The sequence below is a fragment of the Tabrizicola sp. T46 genome, assembly GCF_057219895.1.
Map to the genome: position 1 here is coordinate 806772 of NZ_JBXVVV010000001.1, position 21934 is coordinate 828705.

Genomic DNA, 21934 nt, shown 5'->3' on the forward strand with positions numbered 1-21934 from the left:
CCGTCAGCGGCTGCCGACGACGCGCCGCGGAACCGGGGTGACCTGGTCTCCTGCCTCATCGGTCTCGGCGGGCTCGACAAGCATGTCCTCGCCCAGTGCCAGCGGGATTTCGGCCTGGGCTGCATCAGGTATCGCGTCCGGCGTGTCGGGGTCAGAGGGCTGGACCGGGATCGGCATCAGCTGCGGGTCGACGACGACGGTGGTGAGGCGTTTGGGCCGTGCGATGGCGACCGAGGGGCGGGGCGGGCGGGTTTCCTTCGGCCGCACGCTTGCGTCGTTCACCTTGATGATGGTGAAGCTGATGTTGTCCTGGTCGGGATCGTCGAGCTTCTGCAGCTCTTCCAGCAGCCGCTCGGCGATCTCGGTCGAGCGCTTCTTCGAGTAGCGCCGCACCACCCATTCGATCTCTTCGTTGGTCAGGAACTGCAGCCCGTCCGACGAGCAGATCACGATGTCACCCGCCTTCAGCTCCACCGGCTTTGCCGGGCAGTCCACCTTCGGGATCCGCGTCCCCATCAAGACCGAGATCAGGCAGTTCCGGTCCGGGTGGTTCGCCCCGGTCTCGGCATCCATCAGACCCGACTTCACCATGAAGTCGATCTGCGGCGCCATCGAATGGTCCTCGTTCAGCTGCACAAGCTTGCCGCCGCGATACAGGAACAGCGGGCTGTCCCCGACCGAAATCCACCACAGCCGGTTCTCGATCAGGCAGGGCACCACCAGCGTCGCCCCCATGCCTTCGGTCTCGGGGTGCGACCGCGTGTGCTGGCGCAGCGTGTCATTCGCCAGGTTCGCCACCCCGCGCAGGATCTCAGGCGCCTTCGTCTCGAAGGCCTCGACATCGGCAAAGTGGAACTTGAGTTCCGAATAGACCTCGGTCAGCACGATCTTCGAGGCGACATCCCCCGCCGCATGACCGCCCATCCCGTCCGCGAGCACCACGAACCCCGCCTCGGCCCCCACCGGGAAATCGGCGGTGATCGCGTCCTCCTGATAGTCCCGTGCGCCCTGGCTTATCCCCGAGGCGACATCATAGCGCGGCTCACGCGATCGCCACATCATGGCCATCCCCCCCCGCGTCTGAGGCCGACCAGTTGAACGACGGCGTGCACAGAACCTTCAGCAGAAGCGTCGTCTCGCCGATCTGGATCTCGTCCCCGTCGCGCATCACCTCGGTCGACAGAAGGGGCTTGCCGTTCAGCCGCACCAGGTTCGACTTGCCGCCATGCCCGATGTGGAACTGATGCGTGCCCGCGTCATAGGCGATCGCCGCATGGTTCTGACGGCTGATCGCCATATCGCCGAAATCCAGCGCAACCGTCTGGTCCGACCCCCGGCCAATCTGCGAAACACCTTGCGACAAAGCGAAGGCCGTGCCGCGCCCCGGGCCGGTCTTCACGATCAGCCAGCCGGCCGGGAACATCACATGCCCCTGACTACGCGCCGCAGGAGCAGCCGGAAGGTCGGGCTTCTCCATGTCATCGAACAGCGGCACCACCGATGAGGGCTGGAGATCGAAGCCCAGGATGCGGGTCTTTGACCGGGTCGGCCGCCGCCGCTCTGGCTCGACCGAAGTCTTCGCCTCGACACTGGCCTCGACATCCCAGATGCTGACCGCGGGTCCGCCGCTACGGTCCGGCAACGGCGCCTTGGCCTTGACCACACGGCTTGGTCGCGCCGCCGGCTGCTCCACCTCGGGCTGCGGCTCTTTCGTGGTGGAGGCAGCGGCCGTCGCGGCCAGAGCCTCGCGCAGGCGCTTCACTTCAAGTTCGGCCAGCGCGGCCAGAACAGGATCCGGCGCGGCATCGGCCGGCACGGGTGGCATCACCGGCTCGGCAGCTTTCCTGCCGAAGAACGAGCGAAGGAACTTCACGTCTTTTCCTCCAGAAGCTGATCTTTCCTGTCGAAATCCATTTTGCCCAAAACGGGTAGGCCCATGTACCCGACCGCCATCTTGCCCTCACGTTGGACGGCAAAACCAAAAGTTGCAACACCCCGGGCAATCTCGCGCTCAAGAAGAGCGCTCGCACCTTCCGCGCTGTCGATCAGTTCACCGGTCGCGGCGTAGACCAGCAGCACGTCGCCGATCTTCAGATCCGTCGGCACGCCTTCGGGAAGGACGGTCACCATGGCCCTTGTGCCACTGCCGGTCTCGATCGTCGTCAGGCCGAACCCGTTGGACAACCTGACCTGTGCTCCGGTGTTCCCGACGGGCCCTGCGGTAAGGAGAGCCGCAGGGGAAACGGCGTCCGGACCTTCGGGAAGCACAAGCGACCCCGCGACAAGCAAAATCGCCACGGCTGCTGCGGCACGGAGCGGAAGCCTCGCGCGACGGGCGGGGGCAACCTCCGCGCGCGTCACCGGGACCGCTGCGGGTTCTTCAGCCTCGGCGGCCGGAACATGGGCCGGGCGCGCGGACGCCGGAGCAGTGCGCGCGGGTACGGGGGCGGTGCGAGTGGTCGGACGGACGGCGGGCTGGGCCGCTTCGGTGCTTGCCTCAAGCGCCGCCGCAGCCAGCGTGGCCTTGATCGCCTCTGTCGGGTCAGGAACTGCTACCAGCCGTGCCGGGGCCGAGGTTGGGGAAGGTTGGCCTGGTGCGGACGAAAACGTCGCCGCGGGGGCAGCAATCGGGGTCCCGCCCGGAACCATCGATGGCGTCAGGATCGGCTGATGCCTGGGGCCGGGAACCGGGGCAAGGGCAGGCCGTTTCACCTCGCTCCGGAGCGCAGCCTGCCATTCGGCGACCGACTGGAACCTGTCGCGCGGGAAGATCGACATGCCCTTGTCGATCGCCTTCAGGAACTCGATCGGGTAGCCCTTGACACGGCCGGCCACGGGCGGCTGGGGGTCACCCTGCCGGCTTGCGATCGCTGACAGGCGTTCCTGCGAGGTCTTCGGCGTGACGCCGGACACAAGATGACAGAACGACGCCGCAAGCGCATAAAGATCGCTGTTCGGGCCCTGAAGGCTGCCACCGATGTAGAATTCCTGCGGCGAGTAGCCGTCTTTCACGACCCGCAGGCCCGACAGCGCGCGGCTCTTGCGGGTGACGTCCTTGCGCGCGGCGCCGAAGTCGATCAGCACCGGACGGCCCGTGCTGCGCTGCACAAGAATGTTGTCCGGGGAAATGTCGCGATGCAGGACTCCCTGCTGGTGAATGTACCCAATCGCGTCCAGCATCTGGTCAAGTATGGCGCGGATGTCCTCGGGCGGAAGCGCCGGCGCGGTGCCCTCGACCGTCTGCAGAAGATCCGGCCCATCAATATGCTCCATCGCCATGTAGGCGGTCTCATTGTCCTCGAAGACCTGACTGACCCGGACGATGTTCTCATGCTCCAGCCGCGAGAGTGTCTGGGCTTCCTGCACGAAAAGCCGTACGACCGAACGGAAATCTTCCTCCCGCTGTCGGGTGCGTGGCGCCACGGTCGTGCCCGACCGGCGGCAGAACGAACTGGGGAAGCATTCCTTGATCACGACCCGGCGATCCAGCGAATCCCGCGCGAGATAGGTGATCCCGAAACCACCTGCGTTCAGGAAGCTTTCGATGGTGTACTGACCGCCCAGCAGGCGGGTTCCCGCCTTGAGCTCGTCGGTCATGGACCCGATGCCGGTCTCTTCGTATCTTTCGGCAGGCGAGTTCATGTCTGCACCCTGACTGTCGCTTTCCCATCCCGAACGGACCGGCTCCGACCTTCGGTGATAGGTGGCGAGTTGGGCCAAATCGTGATCCGAATTCGTTCCTTTTCCGCCACAATCACCCACGCCTGCAGCGACGGGATCAAAGGCGGCAACGCCTGCAAGGATCAGCATTTATTAACTCTGCGGCGACAGACCGCTTGAATCGGGCAGATTTGGCAAAGCCACGGGCGAAGTCGCGGGCCAGCCCTTGCCCAGCTTTTGCCACAAGAAGGCGCATTCGGGCGGCCCGGAACAAGCAGAGGTAGATCGACAGCCGGGCAGAATCGGGCCTGCCGGCGCATCCGATTCTGTCCGGGCGCGGCCTTGCCCTTTCCGTTCTTGCGTGACACGACGGGCGCATGGTCGAAATCCTGCTGAAAACCCTGCCCTTCTTTGCCGTGATCGGGCTTGGCTATGTCTCGGTCAGGGTGGGGTTCTTCACGTCCGAAGCGACCGCCTACCTGACGCGTTTCGTCTTCTACTTCGCGCTGTCGGCGATGCTGTTCGGTTTTGCCGCCAATCTGGACATCGCGGCGATCTTTTCCTGGCCGTTCCTCTTTGCCTATCTTCTGGGGACGGCCGCGATCTGGCTTCTTGTTGCCACGGTTGCGCTGTGGCGCCGTACAAGTGCTGAAGAAGCGGTGTTCGAGGCGCATACCGGCGTGATCGGCAACGTGGGCTTTCTGGGCATCCCGATGCTTGCCCTGCTGCTTGGCCCCGCCGCGGTAGGGCCGGTGCTTCTGGTGCTGGCCGTCGACCTGATCGTCTTCTCTTCGCTTCTGACAATGCTGGTCACGGGCCTGCGCGCGGGCCGGATCAGCGCTCGGACCTTCGGTATCCTCGGGTCGGGCCTCGCGCGGAACCCGATGATCGTTTCGGTCGTCCTTGGCATCCTCTGGGGTTCGACCGGGCTGGAGCTGCCGGTTCCGGTGAACGAATTCCTCACGCTTCTCGGTGCAGCCGCAACGCCCTGCGCCCTCTTTGCGATCGGAGCCTCGCTCGCCGGGCGCAATGCGGAACGGGTCGAGGTCGCGGCCTGGTTGTCATTCGCCAAACTGGTGCTGCATCCGCTGGCGGTGGCCGCTGGCTGCTGGCTTTTCGGAGTCACCGGCTATGCGGCGGGCGTCATGATCGCCGCCGCGGCCTTGCCGGTCGCGGGCAATGTCTTCATCCTCGCGCAGCACTACGGTGTCGCGCCGCAACGTGTTTCTACCGCGATCCTTCTGTCTACGGCGGCCTCGGTGCTGACGGTGACGGGGGTGATCGCGCTTGTCAGTCAGGGGGCCAGTCCATGAGAACCGTATCGGAAAGCCGCACCTTCGGCGGGGTCCAGGGGGTCTACAGCCACGCCTCGGCCGCCTGCGCCTGCGACATGACCTTCGGCCTGTTCCTGCCGGCCGAGGCCGAGGAGGGTCCGGTGCCGGTCCTGTGGTTCCTGTCCGGGCTGACCTGCACGCATGAAAACGCGATGATCAAGGCCGGCGCGCAGCGTTGGGCGGCCGAGCATGGGATTGCCCTGTGCTTCCCCGACACCTCCCCGCGCGGCGAGGGTGTGGCCAACGACCCCGCCAACGACCTTGGGCAGGGCGCGGGGTTCTATGTGAACGCCACGCAGTCGCCCTGGGCGCCGCATTTCCGGATGTGGGACTATGTGACGGACGAGCTTCCCCGCCTTCTTTTCAACGCCTTCCCGCTGGCCGAGGAGGCGCAGGCGATCACTGGGCATTCGATGGGCGGCCACGGGGCCCTGACGATCGCGATGAGTTTTCCCGGACGCTTCGCCAGCGTCTCGGCCTTCGCGCCGATCTGCAATCCGGTGGCCAGCGACTGGGGCCGCCCGCAGTTTTCCGCCTATCTCGGCCCCGACCAGGCGACATGGGCGGCGCATGATGCGAGCCTGCTGATGCGGCGGCGGGGGTTTGACGGGCCGATGCTGGTGGACCAGGGGACCGCCGACCCGTTCCTTGACAAGCTGCGCCCCGAAACCCTGGCCGAGGCGATGACGGCCGCGCGGCAGGGGGGCACGTTCCGAATGCAGAAAGGCTATGACCACAGCTATTTCTTCGTCTCGACCTTCATGGAGGACCATGTTGCGTTCCATGCTGCGGCGCTTGCGGCCTGAGGTCCTGCTGATCGCGCTGGCCCTTGGGCTGGCTGCGCCAGTGCCTGCCACGGCGGATGCCGTCCGGTCGGTTCTGGCCGGCGTCAACGCGGTGCGGGAAAAGGCGGGCTGCGGGCCGTTGAAGCTGAACGGGGCGCTGATGGCCACGGCCGAGGCCCATGCCCGCAACATGGCCGAGGATGATTTCTTCGGCCACCGGGACAGGAGCGGCAAGGGCTTTCCTGCCCGTGTCCGCGCGCAGGGTTACCGCCTGTCGCTCGCGGCCGAGAATATTGCCGCCGGGCAGAAGACGCCCGAACAGGCGGTGCAGGCGTGGCTCGACAGCCCCGGGCATCGGAGGAACATCATGAACTGCAAGTTCCGTGAGACTGGGATCGCGATGGTCTACCAGCCCGACGATCGCCCGCTGCGGGGGCAGTCGATGCCCCTGCGTTACTACTGGGTGCAGGTCTTCGGCGTGCAGAGGTAGGCCCGCGCGACGGGAAAGCTGGGTGCCGACCGAAGGTGACCACAGTGGTCAAAATCGGAAATTCCTTTAGAAACAAAGTCATGCTTGTGGGCATTAACGATCTGGAAAGGTTTGCCCATGGCAGCGCAGCTTCACTTCCCGACCTTGCCTGTCGCGGGCGGGATAGACGACCCCGGGGCGTGCGGATCATCTGCCGGTCATGGCACGCTCACCAGCCCTGACGGGCATCCTGTTCGCCATTGGCGGCACGCTCATCTTCTCGATCAACGACGTGGCGATCAAGTTCCTGTCGGGCGGCTATGCGCTGCACCAGGTGATCCTGATCCGCGCCTTCGTAGCGATGGCCTTCATCCTCTGCGTCATCCATGTCTCCGAGCGGGGGTGGTCGCAGGTCGCCACCAGCCGACCCGGCACACACCTTCTGCGGGTCATCATCGTGATGGTGTCGAACGTCACCTTCTTCGTCGGGCTTGCCGCGATGCCGCTCGCCGATGCGGTGGCGGTCGCCTATGTCAGCCCACTGGTCGTGACGCTGCTGTCCATCCTCTTTCTGGGCGAGAAGGTCGGTCCGCGCCGTTGGGCCGCGGTAATCGTCGGCATGGTGGGGGTTATCATCATGCTGCGGCCGGGGGCCGGGGTGATCCAGCCGGCGGCCCTTCTGGTACTGATCTCGGCCATCCTTTACGCGAGCGGCAACCTTCTCGCGCGCCACATGGGCGGCACCGAAAGCGCCATGACCCTGTCGTTCTACGTGCAGTCGGGGTTCATCGTCGTGAGCCTGGCGATGGGCCTTTGGGCCGGGGACGGGCACCTGCAGACCGATGATCCCTTGTGGGCCTTCCTGTTCAGGCCCTGGATCTGGCCGCCCCTGGCCGACTGGCCGATCTTTCTTGCCACCGGGCTATCGGTCGGGATCGGCGGGCTGATGGTGACGCAGGCCTACCGCACGACCGAAGCGGGGCTGATCGCGCCCTTCGAATATGTCGGCATGCCGATGGCGATCCTCTGGGGTCTTCTGATCTTCGGCACCTTCCCCGATGCGGTGGCATGGGTCGGGATTGCTCTGATCTGCGGATCGGGCCTTTATGTCCTTTACCGCGAGACGGTGGTGCGGCGGAGGACGGATGCAGCCTGAGGCAGTGGTCTTCGACATAGGCAACGTGCTGACGACATGGCAGCCTGAGGCCTTCTATGACCGGGTGATCGGGGAAGAGCGGCGCCGGGCGCTGTTCGATGCGGTCGACCTGCACCACATGAACGCGCTGGTGGATGACGGGGCCCTGTTCCGCGAGACGATCTATGACTGGGCCGAGCGTCACCCGGACTGGGCGCCCGAGATCCGCATGTGGTATGATCGCTGGATCGAGCTGGCGAGCCCCCGCATCGAAGGCTCCATCGCCCTTCTGCGCGCGCTGCGGGCCAAGGGCGTGCCGGTGTTCTGCCTGACCAATTTCGGGAGTTACTCCTACGAGGAAGCGCGGGACAAGCTGGACTTCCTGGGCGAGTTCGACCGGGAATATGTCTCGGGCCGGCTTTTCGTGTCGAAACCGGAACCCCGCATCTACCAGATCGTGGAGGAGGACAGCGGCATCCCGCCGGACCGGCTGATCTTCACCGACGACCGGGCCGACAACATCACCGCCGCCGCCCGGAGGGGCTGGCGGACGCACCAATTCGAAAGCTGGCAGGGCTGGGCGCGACGGCTGGTCGCCGAGGGCCTGCTGACGGAACGGGAGGCCGGGCTGTGACCATCGCGATGATTCCTTTCGAGGCCGAGAAGCACCTGAGCTGGGACGGACTGACCGCCGCGCTCGAGGCCGGTCACCGCCTGCCCCGGGCCGAGATTGCCGATCTCTTTCTCTATCGCGGCGCAGATACCATGCTGGACCGGGCCGCATGGATCAGCGGCCTGGGCGCGCTGGTCAAGGTGGGCACCATCGTTCCGGGCAATGCGGCGCGGGGCAAGCCCACGGTCAACGGCATCGTCAACGTCTTCGACGACGTGACGGGCGAGCTGACGGCGCTGCTCGATTTCCACCTGGTGACCAAGTGGAAGACGGCGGGCGACAGCCTACTGTCGGCCAAGCGTCTGGCGCGGAAGGAGAGCCGGAAGATCCTGCTGGTCGGGGCCGGCGTCGTCGCGCGCAGCATGGTTCAGGCCTATTCCAGCGCCTTTCCGGGGGCGGAGTTCACCGTCTGGAGCCGGACCCGCACCACTGCCGAGGGCATGGGCCTGCCGGTGGCCGATGATCTTGAGGCCGCCGTGCGCGCGGCCGACATCATTTGCACCGCGACGCTGGCAACCGAACCCCTGATCCGGGGCGACTGGCTGCAACCCGGCCAACATCTTGACCTGATCGGCGCCTATACGCCCGCGATGCGGGAGGTGGACGATACGGCGATGGCCCGCGCCCGGGTTTTCGTCGATTCCCGCGCCACCACGGTCCACCATATCGGCGAGATCATGGATCCCATCGCCCATGGGGTGATGGCCGAGGCTGACGTCATCGCCGATTTCTACGACGACCCCGCGCTCTTCACCCGCCGGTCAGCTGATGAGATCACCATCGCCAAGAACGGCGGCGGCGCGCATCTGGACCTGATGACGGCGACCTATATCGCAACGGCGTGGGCGGCGCGGGCCTAGGGGGCACAAGCGTTTTCGGCGAAGATTCTTGGGTCGAGCAGCGTTGGTGATGACCAATCCCGTTCGATTTTGACCACCGGTTGGTCCCGCAGTGTCCTAGTTGAGGATCCACGATGGCAAATCAAGAATCCATCTGTCTTCGTTACGTACCTGATCAATGAAGCGTTTTTCCCAGGATGCACTGAGATCTTCGCTCTGTTTTCTGGTACGGTCCGATGGCTCAAGCTTTGCATCGATATCCAGAAATTGACTGATCGTGTCGCGAACACCTTTGTCAGACAATAGATCCTCGTAAATGACGGAAAGACTGCGTTCGGGCGGGAGAGTGCTGACATGTTCAAGCCAACAAAGATTTGAGTGACGAATTGATGTCGCGCTACGGACGATCTCATCATAGTCGTAGCGGGCCTCGGCCTTTGGTTTAGCTCCAGAAATCCACACACCAGTCTGCAAAGCGATAACCATGGAAATTGCCTGCTTCAGTTGACTACGCCGCGAAATCCAGACAATTTTTTCAATTCCAACGCCTCGAGTCAGACGATCCATCGAGGCAATGTGCGGGAAGTATTGGTCCCAGTGTGACTTAATGGCAAAAGTTCCATTTGCGCTAGTCCGATGCTGAACAATTTCTGAAAACAGATCATCCATTTGGAGTCTTCCAAATCGACGCGCCCAGTATTGCTTGTTCCCCTCGTTGAAGTACTCGAATGGCACCCCACATTTTCCGGTCTCGAGCAGCATATGCCCCAGGAAATGACTGCCGCACCGGGGTGTAGAAGCGATCAAGATAAAGCGCTCTGCCCACTCCCTTTTGGGGCAATCCATTGCAGGCAAGAACTGTTCCGCGTAAGGGTGTTGTTCTGTCGGCGCAATGCCCAGCCTGGCGCAAATGTCTCGGACATTGCTTTTGATCTCGTCGGGTACTCGACTTATGAAATCAATGTATATGGATCGAGGCATTCCATTACTCAGAGTATCCGGCCCGCACAGATGAGCTCGACGAGACTTGCAAAGGCTTCGTGCTTTACGCCTCAACTGATTGACCGTCTAATCTCCATAGTGCGAGACTAGTTGATCGCGAGCATTTGGTGTAACATGAACTGCAAAGAGCCACAACGGCCGACGTTTCCCGAAGCATTTGCGTGACGGGCCTGGGAGGACAATCCGCAATAGGCTCACTTCACCCGCCGGTCAGCGGATGAGATCACCATCGCCAAGAACGGCGGTGGCGCTCATCTGGACCTGATGACGGCCACCTATATCGCCAAGGCCTGGGCGGCGCGGGCCTAAGGTGCGAGCGCGCCCGCCTCTTGCAATGCGGCGATGACCGCAGGCGCGATCATCACCACCGGGTTGCCGGCGGAGTTGCCCCAGGCGACAAAGGTCACCCCGTCCCCGGCCGATGCCCCGACCGAAGAAATGTAGCCCAGCGTCTGGCCGCCGTGGCCCCAGACCTCGCCCGCTATGCGGATGAGGCCGAGGCCGTAGCCTTCGGTTCCGGGGATGGGCGAGGGCACGGTGTCCTGCATCAGGGCCAGCGTCCCGGGGTTCTGGAAGAGCCGCCCCTCGATCAGGCCGGAGAGGAACAGGTGCATGTCCCCGACAGTCGAGATCACGCCACCGCCGGCCCAGCTTTGCGAGACGTTCCAGTCCGTCGTCTCGACGTCGTAGGGCGGCATCAGCCAGGATCGCGGCAGCCCGAAGGCCGGACGCGGGATGCCGTCCCAGAGGTAGCTGCGGGTCATGCCGAGGGGGCCGAAGATCCGGTTCTGGTAGACCTTGTCGAGCGGCAGGCGCTCGACCGCCTCGATCACCAGGCCGAGGAGGGCATAGCCGGTGTTGCTGTAGGCCCATTTGCCCGGCTCGCCCGGGGCAAAGAGGGGCTGGCCGTGGGTTATGGTGAATTCGACCATCTCGTCCGGGGTGATGGCCCGGCGGAGGGCGGCGGGATCGCCCATGCTGGCCACCGCGATACCGGGCGTGCCGTCCGGCGCGGTGTCGGTATAGCTGAAGACGCCCGAGGTGTGCTGGAGAAGCTGGCGCAGGGTGATCCGGTCGCCGCTCGGCAGGCGGGCGGCGATGTCGGGCAGGTGGCGGGAGAGGGGGTCGTCGACGGAAAGCCGGCCCTCCTCGTGCAGCTGCATCAGGACGGTGGCGGTCAGGATCTTGGTGTTGCTGCCGATCTGGAAGGCCATGTCGCAGTCGATCGGCAGGCCTGCCTCGGGATCGGCCATCCCGACCGCGCGGACATAGCGCCAGCCCGGCCCCATCACCGACAGGACCGCGCCCGGGGCGGCGCCGAACTCGGTGCCGGTGACCACGCTGTCGAGAAGCGGGTCAAGCGCGCGGGCAAGGCCCTCGGGGGCGTTGCCCGGGGTGGCGCAGGTGCCGGCTGCGACCGGCTCGGCGGTTGCCGGAAGGGCCAGACCGCCTGCCAGCACAGGCAGGATCAGCATGACTGCGGCGAAACGCAAACCCCGGAGTTCTGCCATCGCGCCCTTCCTCCACCTTGCATTGGCGTCGCAGGCCCAGAGACGTCGGCAAGGCTGCCTTCGTCAAGCGAAAGGACGGACCCGGTGGGTCTGAGGTCGAGGAAGAAAGGCGGGAAATGGTCGGAGCGAGAGGATTCGAACCTCCGACCCCCTGCTCCCGAAGCAGGTGCGCTACCAGACTGCGCTACGCTCCGACCGTGGCGGGGGGGTTACCCCGTTGCCTCGGCTTTGGCAAGGGGCGTCATGTCTGATCGCCCGTCCGCTCGAACCGTTTCAGCCAGCTTGAGATGCGGGGCTGGGTGCCGATGTCCATCCGGGTGCGGCTTTCGAGGACCGGGGTGTTCTGGCTGACGCGGGGCGTGCCTTCACGCAGGACGATGTAGATGCCGCTGGCGATGATGACTGCCGAGCCGAGGGCGGTGTAGAGGTCCACCGTCTCGCCAAAGAAGAGCCAGCCGTAAAGCGCGGCCCAGATGATCTGGGAATACTGCATCGGCGCGACGATCACCGCCGGGGCCGAGCGGTAGGCGGCGATGATGCCGAGGGCCCCCAGCATACCGAGGAAGGCCATGACCGCCGTCAGCCCAAGGTGTTCGACCGGCATCGGGACATAGACGAAGGGCATGATCGCGCCCATGGCGAAGAAGGTCAGCATCATCGGATAAAGCATCAGGACCACGGACCGCTCATCCTGCCCGATCTTGCGCACGATGACGCTGGTCAGCGCGCCGGTCACCGCCGCACCGATCGCGGCGAGGTGGCCGATGGAGAAGCCGTCGCCGCCGCCGGGCCTGAGGACGATGATGACCCCGACAAGGCCGACGATCACCGCGATGCCGCGGCGGATGCCGACCTTTTCGCCCAGCAAAGGGATCGCCATCAGGGTGATGAGCAAAGGCATTGCAAAGAAGATCGCATAGCAGATGGCCATGGGAAGCTGCGAGAAGGCGAAGAACCCCATGACCCCAGTCGCCACCGCCGAGACGGACCGGAGCGCCGACCACCAGGAATGCCGCGGGATCAGCGTCCCGTCGCGGCGGTCGCCCATCAGCATCATCATGACCAGGGGAAAGCCCATCAGGCCCGAGAAGAACATGATCTGGAACGCGGTGTAGCTTTCGCCGAGAAGCTTCACCACGACGTCGTGGGTCGCGTAAAATCCGAAGGCGGCCAGCGACAGAAGCGCCCCGCGAAGGGTGGATGACATGGGTCTGGTCCGCGCTGGCAGGCGGCCCGGGCGGCCACCGCTGGTTGCGCAAACATCATCGCGGAAATTGCCCCCGGCCACAAGGGCGGGACCCGGGCAGGTGGGCGGAATCCTCAGGCAATCCCGGGCCGGTTCTGCCGGATGACGACGATCATTCCGGATACCGCGATGATGACCATTCCGATCACCGTGTCGAAGGTCATCGGTTCGTCAAAGACCAGCGCACCAAGAAGGGCGGCCCAGGCGATCTGCGAATACTGCGTCGGGGCGACGATCACAGGCGCGGCGACTCGGTAGGCCGCGATCATCATCATCGTGCCGGCAAATCCCCCTGCGGCGAGAAGGACGAAGATGGCAACATCCCCCAATGGCATCGGCGCATAGCTTGACGGGAGGATCAGGAAAGCCACCACCGTCTGGCCGAGGACAGGGTATAACAGCATGGTCACCGTCGCCTCGGCGCCGCCGGTCTTGCGGATGATCAGGTAATGGACCGCCGCCAGCACCACGCCGCCCACAGCCGCAAGATGGCCGATGTCGAATTCAACCCGCCCCGGGTTCAATGCAACGAGAACACCGGCCAGACCGATCACAACGGCCAGACCGCCAACCGGGTCCACCCGGTCACCAAGCAGGGGCCATGCCATCAGCGTCAGGATCAGCGGCAGGGTAAAGAAGATCGCATAGGCCTGCGCGAGGTGCAGCGTGGTGAAAGCATAGGTGACGAGAAGCCCGTTGCCGATGATCGCCGCCGTCCGGATTGCCATCAGGACGGGATGGACCGGCCGGATCGACACCGGCCGGACCAGCCAAAGGCACCCGATCATCGGCAGGGTGAAGAGGCACATGAAGGCCACGATCTGCACCGGGCCATAGCTTGACCCGAGGAACTTGATCGTTGCATCGCAAAGCGAAAAGAGGCCGAAGCCCGTCAGCCCGTAAAGCGCACCTTTCAGGGCAGGCGACATCAACCGCTCCGGTCAGAAAGGACCCCGAGGCTGCCCCCGGAGGCAGGATCAGAGGCTCGCGTCAAGCGCCGCGAGGATCGCGTCACCCATCTGGGTGGTCGTGACCGGCGTGCCGCCCTCGGGGCCCATCAGGTCGGCGGTGCGGACGCCGTCGGCGAGCACCTTTTCGACCGCCTTTTCGACGCGCGTCGCCTCATCCCCAAGGTCGAAGCTGTAGCGCAGCGCCATGGCGAACGACAGGATGCAGGCAATCGGATTAGCCTTGCCCTGCCCCGCGATGTCCGGCGCCGAGCCATGTACGGGTTCGTAAAGCGCCTTCGGGCGGCCATTCGCCATCGGTGCGCCGAGGCTGGCGGAGGGCAGCATGCCAAGCGACCCGGTCAGCATCGCAGCGCAGTCCGACAGCACGTCGCCGAAAAGGTTGTCGGTCACGATGACATCGAACTGCTTGGGCCAGCGGACGAGCTGCATCGCGCCGTTGTCGGCGTACATGTGGGAAAGCTCGACATCCGGGTAGTCGCGGTCATGCACTTCCTGCACCACGTCGCGCCAGAGGATGCCCGATTCCATCACATTGGCCTTCTCCATCGAGCAGACCTTGTTCGACCGCTTGCGTGCCAATTCAAACGCCGACTTTGCCACCCGGGCGATTTCGCTTTCGGTGTAGCGCTGGGTGTTGATGCCAACGCGTTCATTGCCTTCTTTGAAGATCCCGCGGGGTTCGCCGAAGTAGACGCCGGAAGTCAGCTCGCGCACGATGACGATGTCGAGACCCGCCACCACGTCGCGCTTCAGCGACGAGAAGTCAGCCAGCGCGTCGAAGCATTGCGCAGGGCGGAGGTTCGAGAAGAGGTCCATCTCCTTCCGCAGGCGCAGAAGGCCACGCTCGGGCTTCACGCTGAAATCGAGCTTGTCGTATTTCGGCCCGCCGACCGCGCCCAGCAGCACGGCATCCGCCGCCTGCGCCTTGGCCATCGTGGCATCGGCCAGCGGCACCCCGTGCACGTCATAGGCCGCACCACCGACCAGGTCTTCGCTGACATCGAAGCGGACGCCACGCTTTGCGCCCATCCAGCCGATGATCCGCTTCACCTCGGCCATGACTTCGGGGCCGATGCCGTCTCCGGCAAGGATGAGGAGGGAAGGATTGGCCATGACGGTCTCCGGAACAAGGGTCGCGGCTGGCCTAGCCAAAGGGCCGTGCGGGGTCAAGGTTCCGCGGCGTCCGATTGCAGATCGACCCAGACCGGAAAGTGCCGCGACGCGGCCGTAAGGTCGGCGGCCAGCGGATCGGCGGGGCCGGGCCACAGCACACCCGAAGCCGTGACCGTCAGCCCGGCAGAGGGCAGGACATAGTCAAGTCTGAGCCCGCCAATGCCTTCGTAAAGTGCTGTGTCCAGCGCAGGGTCACCCTGATGCGCGGGCTCGGTCCGCCCATGTGCGCCGCGCGGGCCGGGGTCCTGCAAAGCGGGATGGGCCAAAAGTGCGGTAATCCCTTCGGCAAGCCCGTCGCCGTCGGCAGGGTCAAGGTTTGCGTCGCCCAGAAGCACGAATGGGCCGCGGGGTGGGGTCATCGGCAGGGCACCATCGAGGAGGAGACGCCAGAAGGTCGCCTCGTCATGGTTGCGGCGGCCGTTCCGATCCTCGGGTCCGTCAAAGACCGGCGGGGTGGCGTGCCAGGCCAGGAGGTGCAGGGGGCCGCTGTCGGTCAGGACCGGAACCACCCAGAAGCCGGTCGTGGCCAGCCGCTGGACCTCCTTCAGGCCCGGCGGCATGCCTTCGGGGATAAGGGCATCCGGCAGGTCTCGCCAGAAGAAGGCGGAATGGTCCTCTGCCGCCCCAGCGTCCAGTGGCAGGCGCGAGAGGATGGCCATCCCGCCCTGCCCGGAAAAAAGCCCCCAGCCCTGCGCATCCTGCGGGTCGCCGATGCGCCCGTTGCCATCGACATCGAAGCCGGTCTGCATTCCGGTGTTGGGCCGCAGGGCAAAACGATGCGGATAATCGATGCCCGCTGCGGAAAGATGCTCTGCCAGCAGGCCCAGCGCGACGCCGCCCCGGTCATAGTCAAGCGACGTCAGCAGGACGACGTCGGCGTCAAGCGCGGTCAGAATCCGAACAACGGCGGCGACCTGGGGGGTATCGCCCCTGGCAAGCTCGGCCACCAGAAGGCCGGGACCGGTGCGGTCCAGCCCTACATTCCAGGTGGCGATCCGCAGAGGATCTGCGCAGCCGGTCGTGGCCCCCAGCGCAAGCGCCAACCCAAGGATCGAGGCGTTGTGGATCAGCTGTCGTCCTCTTCAGCTTCGGCACGGGCGGCCTCGGCCTCGGCCGCGATCTTGAGGTCGCGCTTGGTGCGGATCATGTCGGCGACGCGCGCCATCGCGACGCCGCGCATCAGAAGGCTTGCCGGCAGGAAGGCCCAGGCCGCCATCGACCAGATCAGGGTCTGCGGGGAGGAGATGATGTTGGTCGGCAGGCCCGCAGTGAAGAGCGTCACCAGCGCCGGCACCACGAAGGGCAAAAGGAACCCCACGGCAAGATTGACCCTTGCGTCGCGTTCCAGACGGTCCACCACGTCACCGCCGGCCGTCGGCTCGAACGTGGGGAGGTTCACCCAGACGTTGAAGGCGCTTTTCGTCGAGGGCCAGCCGGCCATCTTGAGCACGATGACGAAGACGGCCAGAGAAAGCAGCGAGATCAGATAGGCGGTGCCTGCCGTGGTGCGGACGGCAGCGATCTGCTCGGCGGTCGCGCTGTCGGACAGCATGTAGGTCGCGAGCCGCACCGGCGAATACGGGAAATCCATCGCCTCGCCCACCACGATGCCCAGCGCGTGGAACAGGCCTGAGACGGCGGTCGGGTTCGAGTTGTCCGCAACGATCACCGACAGCGACAGCACGATCGCAAGCAGCATCAGATAGCGGATGCGGTTGAACGGCGCGCCGTCCCGGAATTCCACAAGGCTGGGATAGACGGCGTTGTATTCGACAAAGACGAGCGTTCCGGCGAACAGCGCGATCAGTGCGACGATCTGCTTCGTATCGGTGCCGATGCCGGGCAGGATCACCGACGGGAGGACGATCAGGACCATGACGAGGAAGGCACGCACCGCCGCCCCGGTCGCCCGGTTCAGCCAGGTCCGCGCCGCGCCCTCGATGGACGAGACGACCCGAAGCTGCAACTTGCCGCCCAACATGCCCTTCATGTTGTTCCGAAGCGCCTCAATCCTGCCCAATTCCACACCGCTTTGGCCGACTCACGGGATCATTGCAGCATGAAACCAGAGCTTTGTGGCCATTTCACGGTCAGTGGCAAAGGTTTTGCCGGATCGGGCCGCACCTCAAGCGGCGGCCCGCCGACCGAGGTCAGGCCCAGGGGCGAAGGGTGGCCGCTTTCGCCTCAAACGCGTCGATCGCCGCACCCTTTTCCATCGTCAGGCCGATGTCGTCGAGGCCGTTCAGAAGGCAATGTTTCTTGAAGGCGTCGATCTCGAAGGCGAAGACCCTGCCGTCCGAAGCGGTGACGGTCTGTTCGGCCAGGTCCACGCTGATCCTGGCGTTGGCACCCTTCTTCGCATCGTCCATCAGGTGATCGACCGCCGCTTGCGGCAGGACGACCGGCAGGATGCCGTTCTTGAAGCAGTTGTTGTAGAAGATGTCAGCAAACGAGGTCGAGATCACGCAGCGGATGCCGAAGTCAAGGAGCGCCCAGGGCGCGTGCTCGCGGCTGGAACCGCAGCCGAAGTTGTCGCCTGCCACAAGAATCTCGGCCTTGCGCCAGGCGGGCTGGTTCAGCACGAAGTCGGGGATTTCGGCCCCGTCCGGCGTATAGCGCATCTCGTCGAACAGGTTCTTCCCCAATCCCGACCGCTGGATCGTCTTCAGGAACTGCTTAGGGATGATCATGTCGGTGTCGATGTTGACCAGCGGCATGGGGGCCGCGATGCCGGTCAGGGTGGTGAAAGGGGTCATGTGTGCGGTCCTTGAAAAAGGGAGTCGTGCGCTTTGCCTGCTGCCCTAGCAAACCCGCGCTGCTGATCCAAGCCCCCCGGAAATGCGAAACGCCGCGCCCGGACGGCGCGGCGTTCCGTTTCTTCCGAAAGGAAAGCGATCAGGCAGCCACCTTGCGGCGGCGAAGCGCGACAAGCCCGCCCAGTGCCCCAAGCAACAGGAAGCCCGCAGCAGGAACCGGAACGGCCGCGACGGAAACGTCGTCGATGAGGCCGCCAAGTTCGTTGTCCAGCCCTTCGGCGCGGAAGGTCAGCGCGTACTTGTTCTTCGTCCCATCGACGAAGAAGACGTAGCTGACCTTTTCCCAGACATTGCTCTGGGAGGTTTTCTTGTTCATCGTGCCAAGGAGCTTGGTAAAGAGGCCTTCACCGGCACCCGCAAGATACACGCTGATGATGTTGTCGTTGGCCGTATTCGTCCGTGGCCGGTAGTACCAGTCAAGACGGTAGCTGCCGCCGGCAAGGTTCAGCTTGGTCGTCATCGACGAGTTCTTGGGCTGGTTCGGAAGGCCACCCTCCTGGTTGTCGCTGTCGAGTTCCACGTACTGGTCGCCGCTGTTCGCGGAAATGCCCCCGACGGCCCCAGTCCGCTGGATCTCGATTCCGGAACCGGATGTGCGTTCCCAATCGGAAAAGGTCTGGAAGACCTGCCATGTCTTGTTCGCTGCGATCTCCGGGCTTTCGAAATCGTCGCTGAAAATCGTCGTCGCCCCGGCCGCCATCGGTGCGCACAGCAATGCCGCGGCAATGAATAGAACCTTCATGATCTTTCCCTCACAAATTCAGCCAATCAAGAAACGGATGCACCGACTACCAGCTCTCAGAACAGTTACCGTAGCGGCCGGACACATTCCAGTCTTTCTTTGCATTTACACACTATTGCCCAAAGTTTGCCGCATTTTGCAATCCTGAGGCGAGTCAGGCGCGGACCGCAAGGCAAGTGCCTGCGCCCGTCGCTGACCAGTTAATCTGATGCGAGTCCATTGTCGCGATAGCTGCAACAGCAGAAAACGAATCACATCATCTCGCGCACGTCCGTCAGCCGCCCGGTGATCGCCGCCGCTGCCGCCATGGCGGGCGACATCAGGTGCGTGCGGCCGCCGCGGCCCTGCCGGCCCTCGAAGTTGCGGTTCGAGGTCGCGGCACAGCGTTCGCCGGGGGCCAACTGGTCCGGGTTCATCGCCAGGCACATGGAGCAGCCGGCAAGCCGCCATTCGAAGCCCGCGTCGATGAATATCTGGGCCAGGCCCTCTTCCTCGGCCTGCGCGCGAACGAGGCCCGAGCCGGGGACGACCATCGCGCGCTTCACGGCGATCTTCTTGCCCTTCAGGATGGCGGCGGCAGCCCGCAGGTCCTCGATCCGGCCGTTGGTGCAGGAGCCGATGAAGACCGTGTCGATCGCGATCTCGTCCAGCTTCTGGCCGGGCTTGAGGCCCATGTAGTCAAGCGAACGCTGCGCCGCCTCGACCTTGCCGCCGGTGAACTGGTCGGGCGACGGCACGACGCCGGTGATCGGCAGCACGTCCTCGGGGCTGGTGCCCCAGGTGACGACGGGGGCGATATCTTCGCCCCTGATGGTCACGACCTTGTCGAAATGCGCGCCCTCATCGGTGAAGAGGGTCTTCCAGTAGGCCAGCGCCGCCTCCCACTTGGCACCCTTCGGCGCGTGCGGGCGGCCCAAGCAGTAAGCAAAGGTCTTTTCGTCCGGCGCGATCAGGCCGGCGCGGGCGCCGCCCTCGATCGCCATGTTGCAGACGGTCATCCGGCCTTCCATGGAAAGCTCGCGGATCGCCTGGCCGCAGTATTCGATCACATGGCCGGTGCCGCCGGCGGTGCCGGTGTGACCGATGACGGAAAGGGTGATGTCCTTGGCCGTGACACCGGGGCGCAGGGACCCGGTGATCTCGACCTTCATGTTCTTTGCTTTCCGCTGGATCAGCGTCTGGGTGGCCAGCACATGCTCCACCTCCGAGGTCCCGATCCCGTGCGCGAGGGCCCCGAAGGCCCCATGCGTCGCGGTGTGGCTGTCACCGCAGACGACCGTCATCCCGGGCAGGGTCCAGCCCTGTTCCGGCCCGACGATGTGCACGATCCCCTGCCGCACGTCGGACACCGGGTAGTAGTTGATCCCGAAGTCCTTGGCGTTCTTGTCGAGTGCCGCCACCTGGATGCGGCTGTCCTCGGTCATCGTCGCGGCATTGGCGCGGTCCAGCGTCGTCGGCACGTTGTGGTCCGGCACGGCGATGGTCTTTTCCGGCGCGCGCACCTTTCGGCCGGTCATCCGCAGCCCCTCAAAGGCCTGGGGGCTGGTCACTTCGTGCACGAGGTGGCGGTCGATGTAGAGGAGGCAGGTGCCGTCATCGGCCTGATGGACAACGTGGTCGTCCCAGATCTTGTCGTAAAGCGTACGCGGAGCGGACATGGCTCTCACCTTCGGTTCGGGATGGCTTGGATGCGGGTGGTCAGGTCAGGGCGCACGCGTCAGGCGCGGGCGAGGACCGAGCGGGTCATGCCGAAGAAACGGGCGGGAAGCCGCGCATGATCGGTGATGTCAAAGTAGATGAAGCCGGACATGCGGGCGATATACGCTCGAATTCGCTGTCAGGCAAGCTAGGTGGATGGTGCAGGAGGACGGCGGATGCGACGGTTCATGGCGGTGCTGGCGATGGGGATGGCGATGGCAGGTTCAGTCGGGGCCGAGGGCACGCAGGAGAGCACCCACAAGGGCTACGAGATGCCGCCCTATACCGTCGAGCGCACCGACGGCGCGCGCGAGATACGCAGTTACGGCCCGCATCTTCTGGCCGAGGTGAAGGTCTCCGGCTCCCGCCAGGGCGCGATCCAGGCGGGGTTCCGGGTGCTGGCCGGATACATCTTCGGCGGCAATGCCAGCGGCGAGAAGATCGCGATGACCGTGCCCGTGGCCCAGAGCCCCGAAGGCGAAGGCTGGACCGTCAGCTTCATGATGCCCGCCCGCTACACGACCGAAACGCTTCCCGCCCCCCGCACCGACGCGATCAGGTTCATCAAGGCCGGCCCCTCCCGGCAGGTGGTCGAACGGTTCTCTGGCCTGCCCGGGACCGCCAACCTTGCCGAGCGGGCCGAGGCCCTGCGCGCCTGGGCTGAAGCCGAGGGCCTGACCATCACCGGCGGCCCGCATTACTACTTCTACGATGCGCCGATGACCCTGCCGTGGAACCGGCGCAACGAGGTTGCCTTCACCATCCGCTAGCCGGCCTTTCGCCCTTGCCGCGATCCCGCCTTGCAAAGCTGCGGATTAAGGCGTAGTCGCCCGGGCTTTGGTTGAGATTGCCCCCTTCCGGTGTTAGTCTTCTTCCATGGCCCGGCGCGGGGGCCGCTTGCCGCGCGCGCATTGGAGGACCCTGTCCTGTCGCATTCCGATCCCGCCACCGGCCTGCCGGTCGGCCCGCGCCCCAAGCCCGCTGCCGCCACCCCGGCCGAGGGGCAGACCTCCGAGGCTGTCCTTGCCCTGGTCCTGAAATCCGTCGATGACGACAAGGCCGAGGACATCGTGCAGATTGACCTGCGCGGGCGGTCCGATGTGGCCGATTACATGGTCATTTGCTCGGGCCGGTCCTCGCGGCAGGTCGCGTCGATCTCGGAAAAGCTGGCGGACCGGCTGAAGCAGGACATGCGGATCTCGGTCCGGATGGAAGGCAAGGAAACCGGCGACTGGGTGCTGATCGACGCGGGCGACGTGATCGTCCACGTCTTCCGCCCGGAAGTGCGCGAGTTCTACCAGCTGGAGAAGATGTGGCTTCCGGCGGGGGCACCCCGCGCCGCAAAGGTCTGATGCGGCTGCATCTTTGTGCCGTGGGCCGGATCCGCGCGGATCAGCCCGAGCGTGCGCTTCTTGAAGATTACCACATGCGGTTCAACCGCACGGGAAAGCCGCTGGCGCTTGGCCCGCTTTACGAGATCGAGGTCGAGGACCGCAAGGGCGGGGGCATGGAGGCCGAGGCCGAGCTTCTGGCAAGGGCGGTTCCGGCGGGGGCCCTGCTGGTGACCATGGATGAGCGTGGGAAGCTGATGTCCTCGCCGGAATTTGCGGCGGAACTCGCGAAATGGCGGGATGGGGGGCGGCAGGACGTGGCCTTCGTCATCGGCGGGGCGGACGGGATTGCGCCGTCGCTGCGGGAGCGGGCGGACGTGTCGATCAGCTTCGGGCGGATGGTCTGGCCGCATATGCTGGTGCGGGTCATGCTGGTCGAGCAGCTGTACCGTGCGGCGACGATCCTTGCCGGGTCGCCTTATCACAGGGCTTGAGCGCAGCCCGCGCGACGGGGCGTTAACCTGCTGATTTCAAGCGATTTTGTGCGTC

At 64.9% G+C, this 21934-nt stretch carries 22 protein-coding genes, 1 tRNA gene and 1 pseudogene; 10 read left to right on the forward strand and 14 right to left on the reverse strand.

The features are described from left to right. Positions 1–3 precede the first annotated feature (3 nt). The 3 genes from AC2D9V_RS04140 to AC2D9V_RS04150 are packed head-to-tail and all read right to left on the reverse strand — an operon-like array spanning position 4 to position 3597. A complete protein-coding gene (locus AC2D9V_RS04140; protein ID WP_484712767.1) occupies positions 4–1059 on the reverse strand; it encodes a PP2C family protein-serine/threonine phosphatase in 1056 nt (351 codons plus the stop codon). After that, a complete protein-coding gene (locus AC2D9V_RS04145) occupies positions 1043–1873 on the reverse strand; it encodes an FHA domain-containing protein (RefSeq protein WP_484712768.1) in 831 nt (276 codons plus the stop codon). The genes AC2D9V_RS04140 and AC2D9V_RS04145 overlap by 17 nt, the downstream gene beginning before the upstream one ends. Continuing rightward, the gene (locus AC2D9V_RS04150; RefSeq protein WP_484712769.1) at positions 1870–3597 is read right to left on the reverse strand and encodes a serine/threonine protein kinase; all 1728 of its coding nucleotides are present in this window, start codon (positions 3595–3597) and stop codon (positions 1870–1872) included. Before AC2D9V_RS04150 ends, AC2D9V_RS04145 begins: the two co-directional genes overlap by 4 nt. Before the next feature lie 440 nt (positions 3598–4037). Between AC2D9V_RS04150 and AC2D9V_RS04155 the strand changes: the two genes are divergently transcribed. The 6 genes from AC2D9V_RS04155 (at position 4038) to AC2D9V_RS04180 (ending at position 8916) form a co-directional block, all read left to right on the forward strand. Continuing rightward, positions 4038–4973, forward strand: a complete 936-nt coding sequence (locus AC2D9V_RS04155; RefSeq protein WP_484712770.1) for an AEC family transporter — start codon at positions 4038–4040, stop codon at positions 4971–4973. Further along, entirely contained in the window at positions 4970–5800 is an 831-nt protein-coding gene (gene fghA, locus AC2D9V_RS04160; protein WP_484712771.1) for an S-formylglutathione hydrolase, read from the forward strand. The genes AC2D9V_RS04155 and fghA overlap by 4 nt, the downstream gene beginning before the upstream one ends. Then, positions 5778–6269: a CAP domain-containing protein gene (locus AC2D9V_RS04165; protein ID WP_484712772.1), complete on the forward strand. Its 492-nt coding sequence runs from the start codon at positions 5778–5780 to the stop codon at positions 6267–6269. The genes fghA and AC2D9V_RS04165 overlap by 23 nt, the downstream gene beginning before the upstream one ends. Before the next feature lie 199 nt (positions 6270–6468). Next, positions 6469–7404, forward strand: a complete 936-nt coding sequence (locus tag AC2D9V_RS04170; protein ID WP_484712773.1) for a DMT family transporter — start codon at positions 6469–6471, stop codon at positions 7402–7404. Further along, on the forward strand, positions 7394–8017 hold the full coding sequence (locus AC2D9V_RS04175) for an HAD family hydrolase (RefSeq protein ID WP_484712774.1): 624 nt from the start codon (positions 7394–7396) through the stop codon (positions 8015–8017). Before AC2D9V_RS04170 ends, AC2D9V_RS04175 begins: the two co-directional genes overlap by 11 nt. Further along, positions 8014–8916, forward strand: coding sequence for an ornithine cyclodeaminase family protein (locus tag AC2D9V_RS04180; RefSeq protein ID WP_484712775.1), 903 nt, complete (start codon positions 8014–8016; stop codon positions 8914–8916). The genes AC2D9V_RS04175 and AC2D9V_RS04180 overlap by 4 nt, the downstream gene beginning before the upstream one ends. Before the next feature lie 96 nt (positions 8917–9012). Here AC2D9V_RS04180 and AC2D9V_RS04185 read toward each other — a convergent pair whose 3' ends face one another. Next, entirely contained in the window at positions 9013–9876 is an 864-nt protein-coding gene (locus AC2D9V_RS04185; protein WP_484712776.1) for a Stf0 family sulfotransferase, read from the reverse strand. A gap of 219 nt (positions 9877–10095) precedes the next feature. Here AC2D9V_RS04185 and AC2D9V_RS04190 point away from each other — a divergent pair. Next, positions 10096–10206 (forward strand): annotated as a pseudogene (locus tag AC2D9V_RS04190) (ornithine cyclodeaminase); the annotation flags it as partial. Here AC2D9V_RS04190 and AC2D9V_RS04195 read toward each other — a convergent pair. From AC2D9V_RS04195 to leuC, 10 genes are all read right to left on the reverse strand, one after another. Then, the gene (locus tag AC2D9V_RS04195) at positions 10203–11408 is read right to left on the reverse strand and encodes a serine hydrolase domain-containing protein (RefSeq protein WP_484712777.1); all 1206 of its coding nucleotides are present in this window, start codon (positions 11406–11408) and stop codon (positions 10203–10205) included. The pseudogene AC2D9V_RS04190 and the gene AC2D9V_RS04195 overlap by 4 nt on opposite strands. 117 nt (positions 11409–11525) lie before the next feature. After that, positions 11526–11602 (reverse strand) — tRNA-Pro (locus tag AC2D9V_RS04200). Positions 11603–11649: 47 nt separating this feature from the next. After that, a complete protein-coding gene (locus tag AC2D9V_RS04205; RefSeq protein ID WP_484712778.1) occupies positions 11650–12615 on the reverse strand; it encodes a DMT family transporter in 966 nt (321 codons plus the stop codon). A 113-nt stretch (positions 12616–12728) separates the two neighbouring features. After that, positions 12729–13583: a DMT family transporter gene (locus AC2D9V_RS04210; protein ID WP_484712779.1), complete on the reverse strand. Its 855-nt coding sequence runs from the start codon at positions 13581–13583 to the stop codon at positions 12729–12731. A 48-nt stretch (positions 13584–13631) separates the two neighbouring features. Continuing rightward, positions 13632–14738: a 3-isopropylmalate dehydrogenase gene (gene leuB / locus AC2D9V_RS04215; RefSeq protein ID WP_484712780.1), complete on the reverse strand. Its 1107-nt coding sequence runs from the start codon at positions 14736–14738 to the stop codon at positions 13632–13634. A 53-nt stretch (positions 14739–14791) separates the two neighbouring features. Next, positions 14792–15793: an endonuclease/exonuclease/phosphatase family protein gene (locus AC2D9V_RS04220; protein ID WP_484713401.1), complete on the reverse strand. Its 1002-nt coding sequence runs from the start codon at positions 15791–15793 to the stop codon at positions 14792–14794. Between the two features lie 71 nt (positions 15794–15864). Next, a complete protein-coding gene (locus AC2D9V_RS04225) occupies positions 15865–16674 on the reverse strand; it encodes a hypothetical protein (RefSeq protein ID WP_484713402.1) in 810 nt (269 codons plus the stop codon). A 274-nt stretch (positions 16675–16948) separates the two neighbouring features. Beyond that, complete coding sequence (gene leuD, locus AC2D9V_RS04230) at positions 16949–17554, reverse strand: 3-isopropylmalate dehydratase small subunit (RefSeq protein ID WP_484712781.1); 606 nt, start codon at positions 17552–17554, stop codon at positions 16949–16951. Positions 17555–17693: 139 nt separating this feature from the next. Beyond that, entirely contained in the window at positions 17694–18356 is a 663-nt protein-coding gene (locus tag AC2D9V_RS04235) for a VPLPA-CTERM sorting domain-containing protein (RefSeq protein ID WP_484712782.1), read from the reverse strand. A gap of 251 nt (positions 18357–18607) precedes the next feature. Further along, positions 18608–20014 carry a 3-isopropylmalate dehydratase large subunit gene (gene leuC, locus AC2D9V_RS04240; protein ID WP_484712783.1) on the reverse strand — a complete coding sequence of 469 codons (1407 nt, stop codon included), beginning with the start codon at positions 20012–20014 and terminating at the stop codon, positions 18608–18610. A 216-nt stretch (positions 20015–20230) separates the two neighbouring features. Here leuC and AC2D9V_RS04245 point away from each other — a divergent pair, with 216 nt between their 5' ends. The 3 genes from AC2D9V_RS04245 to rlmH all read left to right on the forward strand — a co-directional run bounded on the left by AC2D9V_RS04245 (position 20231) and on the right by rlmH (position 21879). Beyond that, positions 20231–20824: an SOUL family heme-binding protein gene (locus AC2D9V_RS04245; RefSeq protein WP_484712784.1), complete on the forward strand. Its 594-nt coding sequence runs from the start codon at positions 20231–20233 to the stop codon at positions 20822–20824. A 258-nt stretch (positions 20825–21082) separates the two neighbouring features. Continuing rightward, positions 21083–21406, forward strand: coding sequence for a ribosome silencing factor (gene rsfS, locus AC2D9V_RS04250; protein ID WP_484713403.1), 324 nt, complete (start codon positions 21083–21085; stop codon positions 21404–21406). Further along, positions 21406–21879: a 23S rRNA (pseudouridine(1915)-N(3))-methyltransferase RlmH gene (gene rlmH / locus AC2D9V_RS04255; RefSeq protein WP_484712785.1), complete on the forward strand. Its 474-nt coding sequence runs from the start codon at positions 21406–21408 to the stop codon at positions 21877–21879. The genes rsfS and rlmH overlap by 1 nt, the downstream gene beginning before the upstream one ends. The last annotated feature ends 55 nt before the right edge of the window (positions 21880–21934 follow it).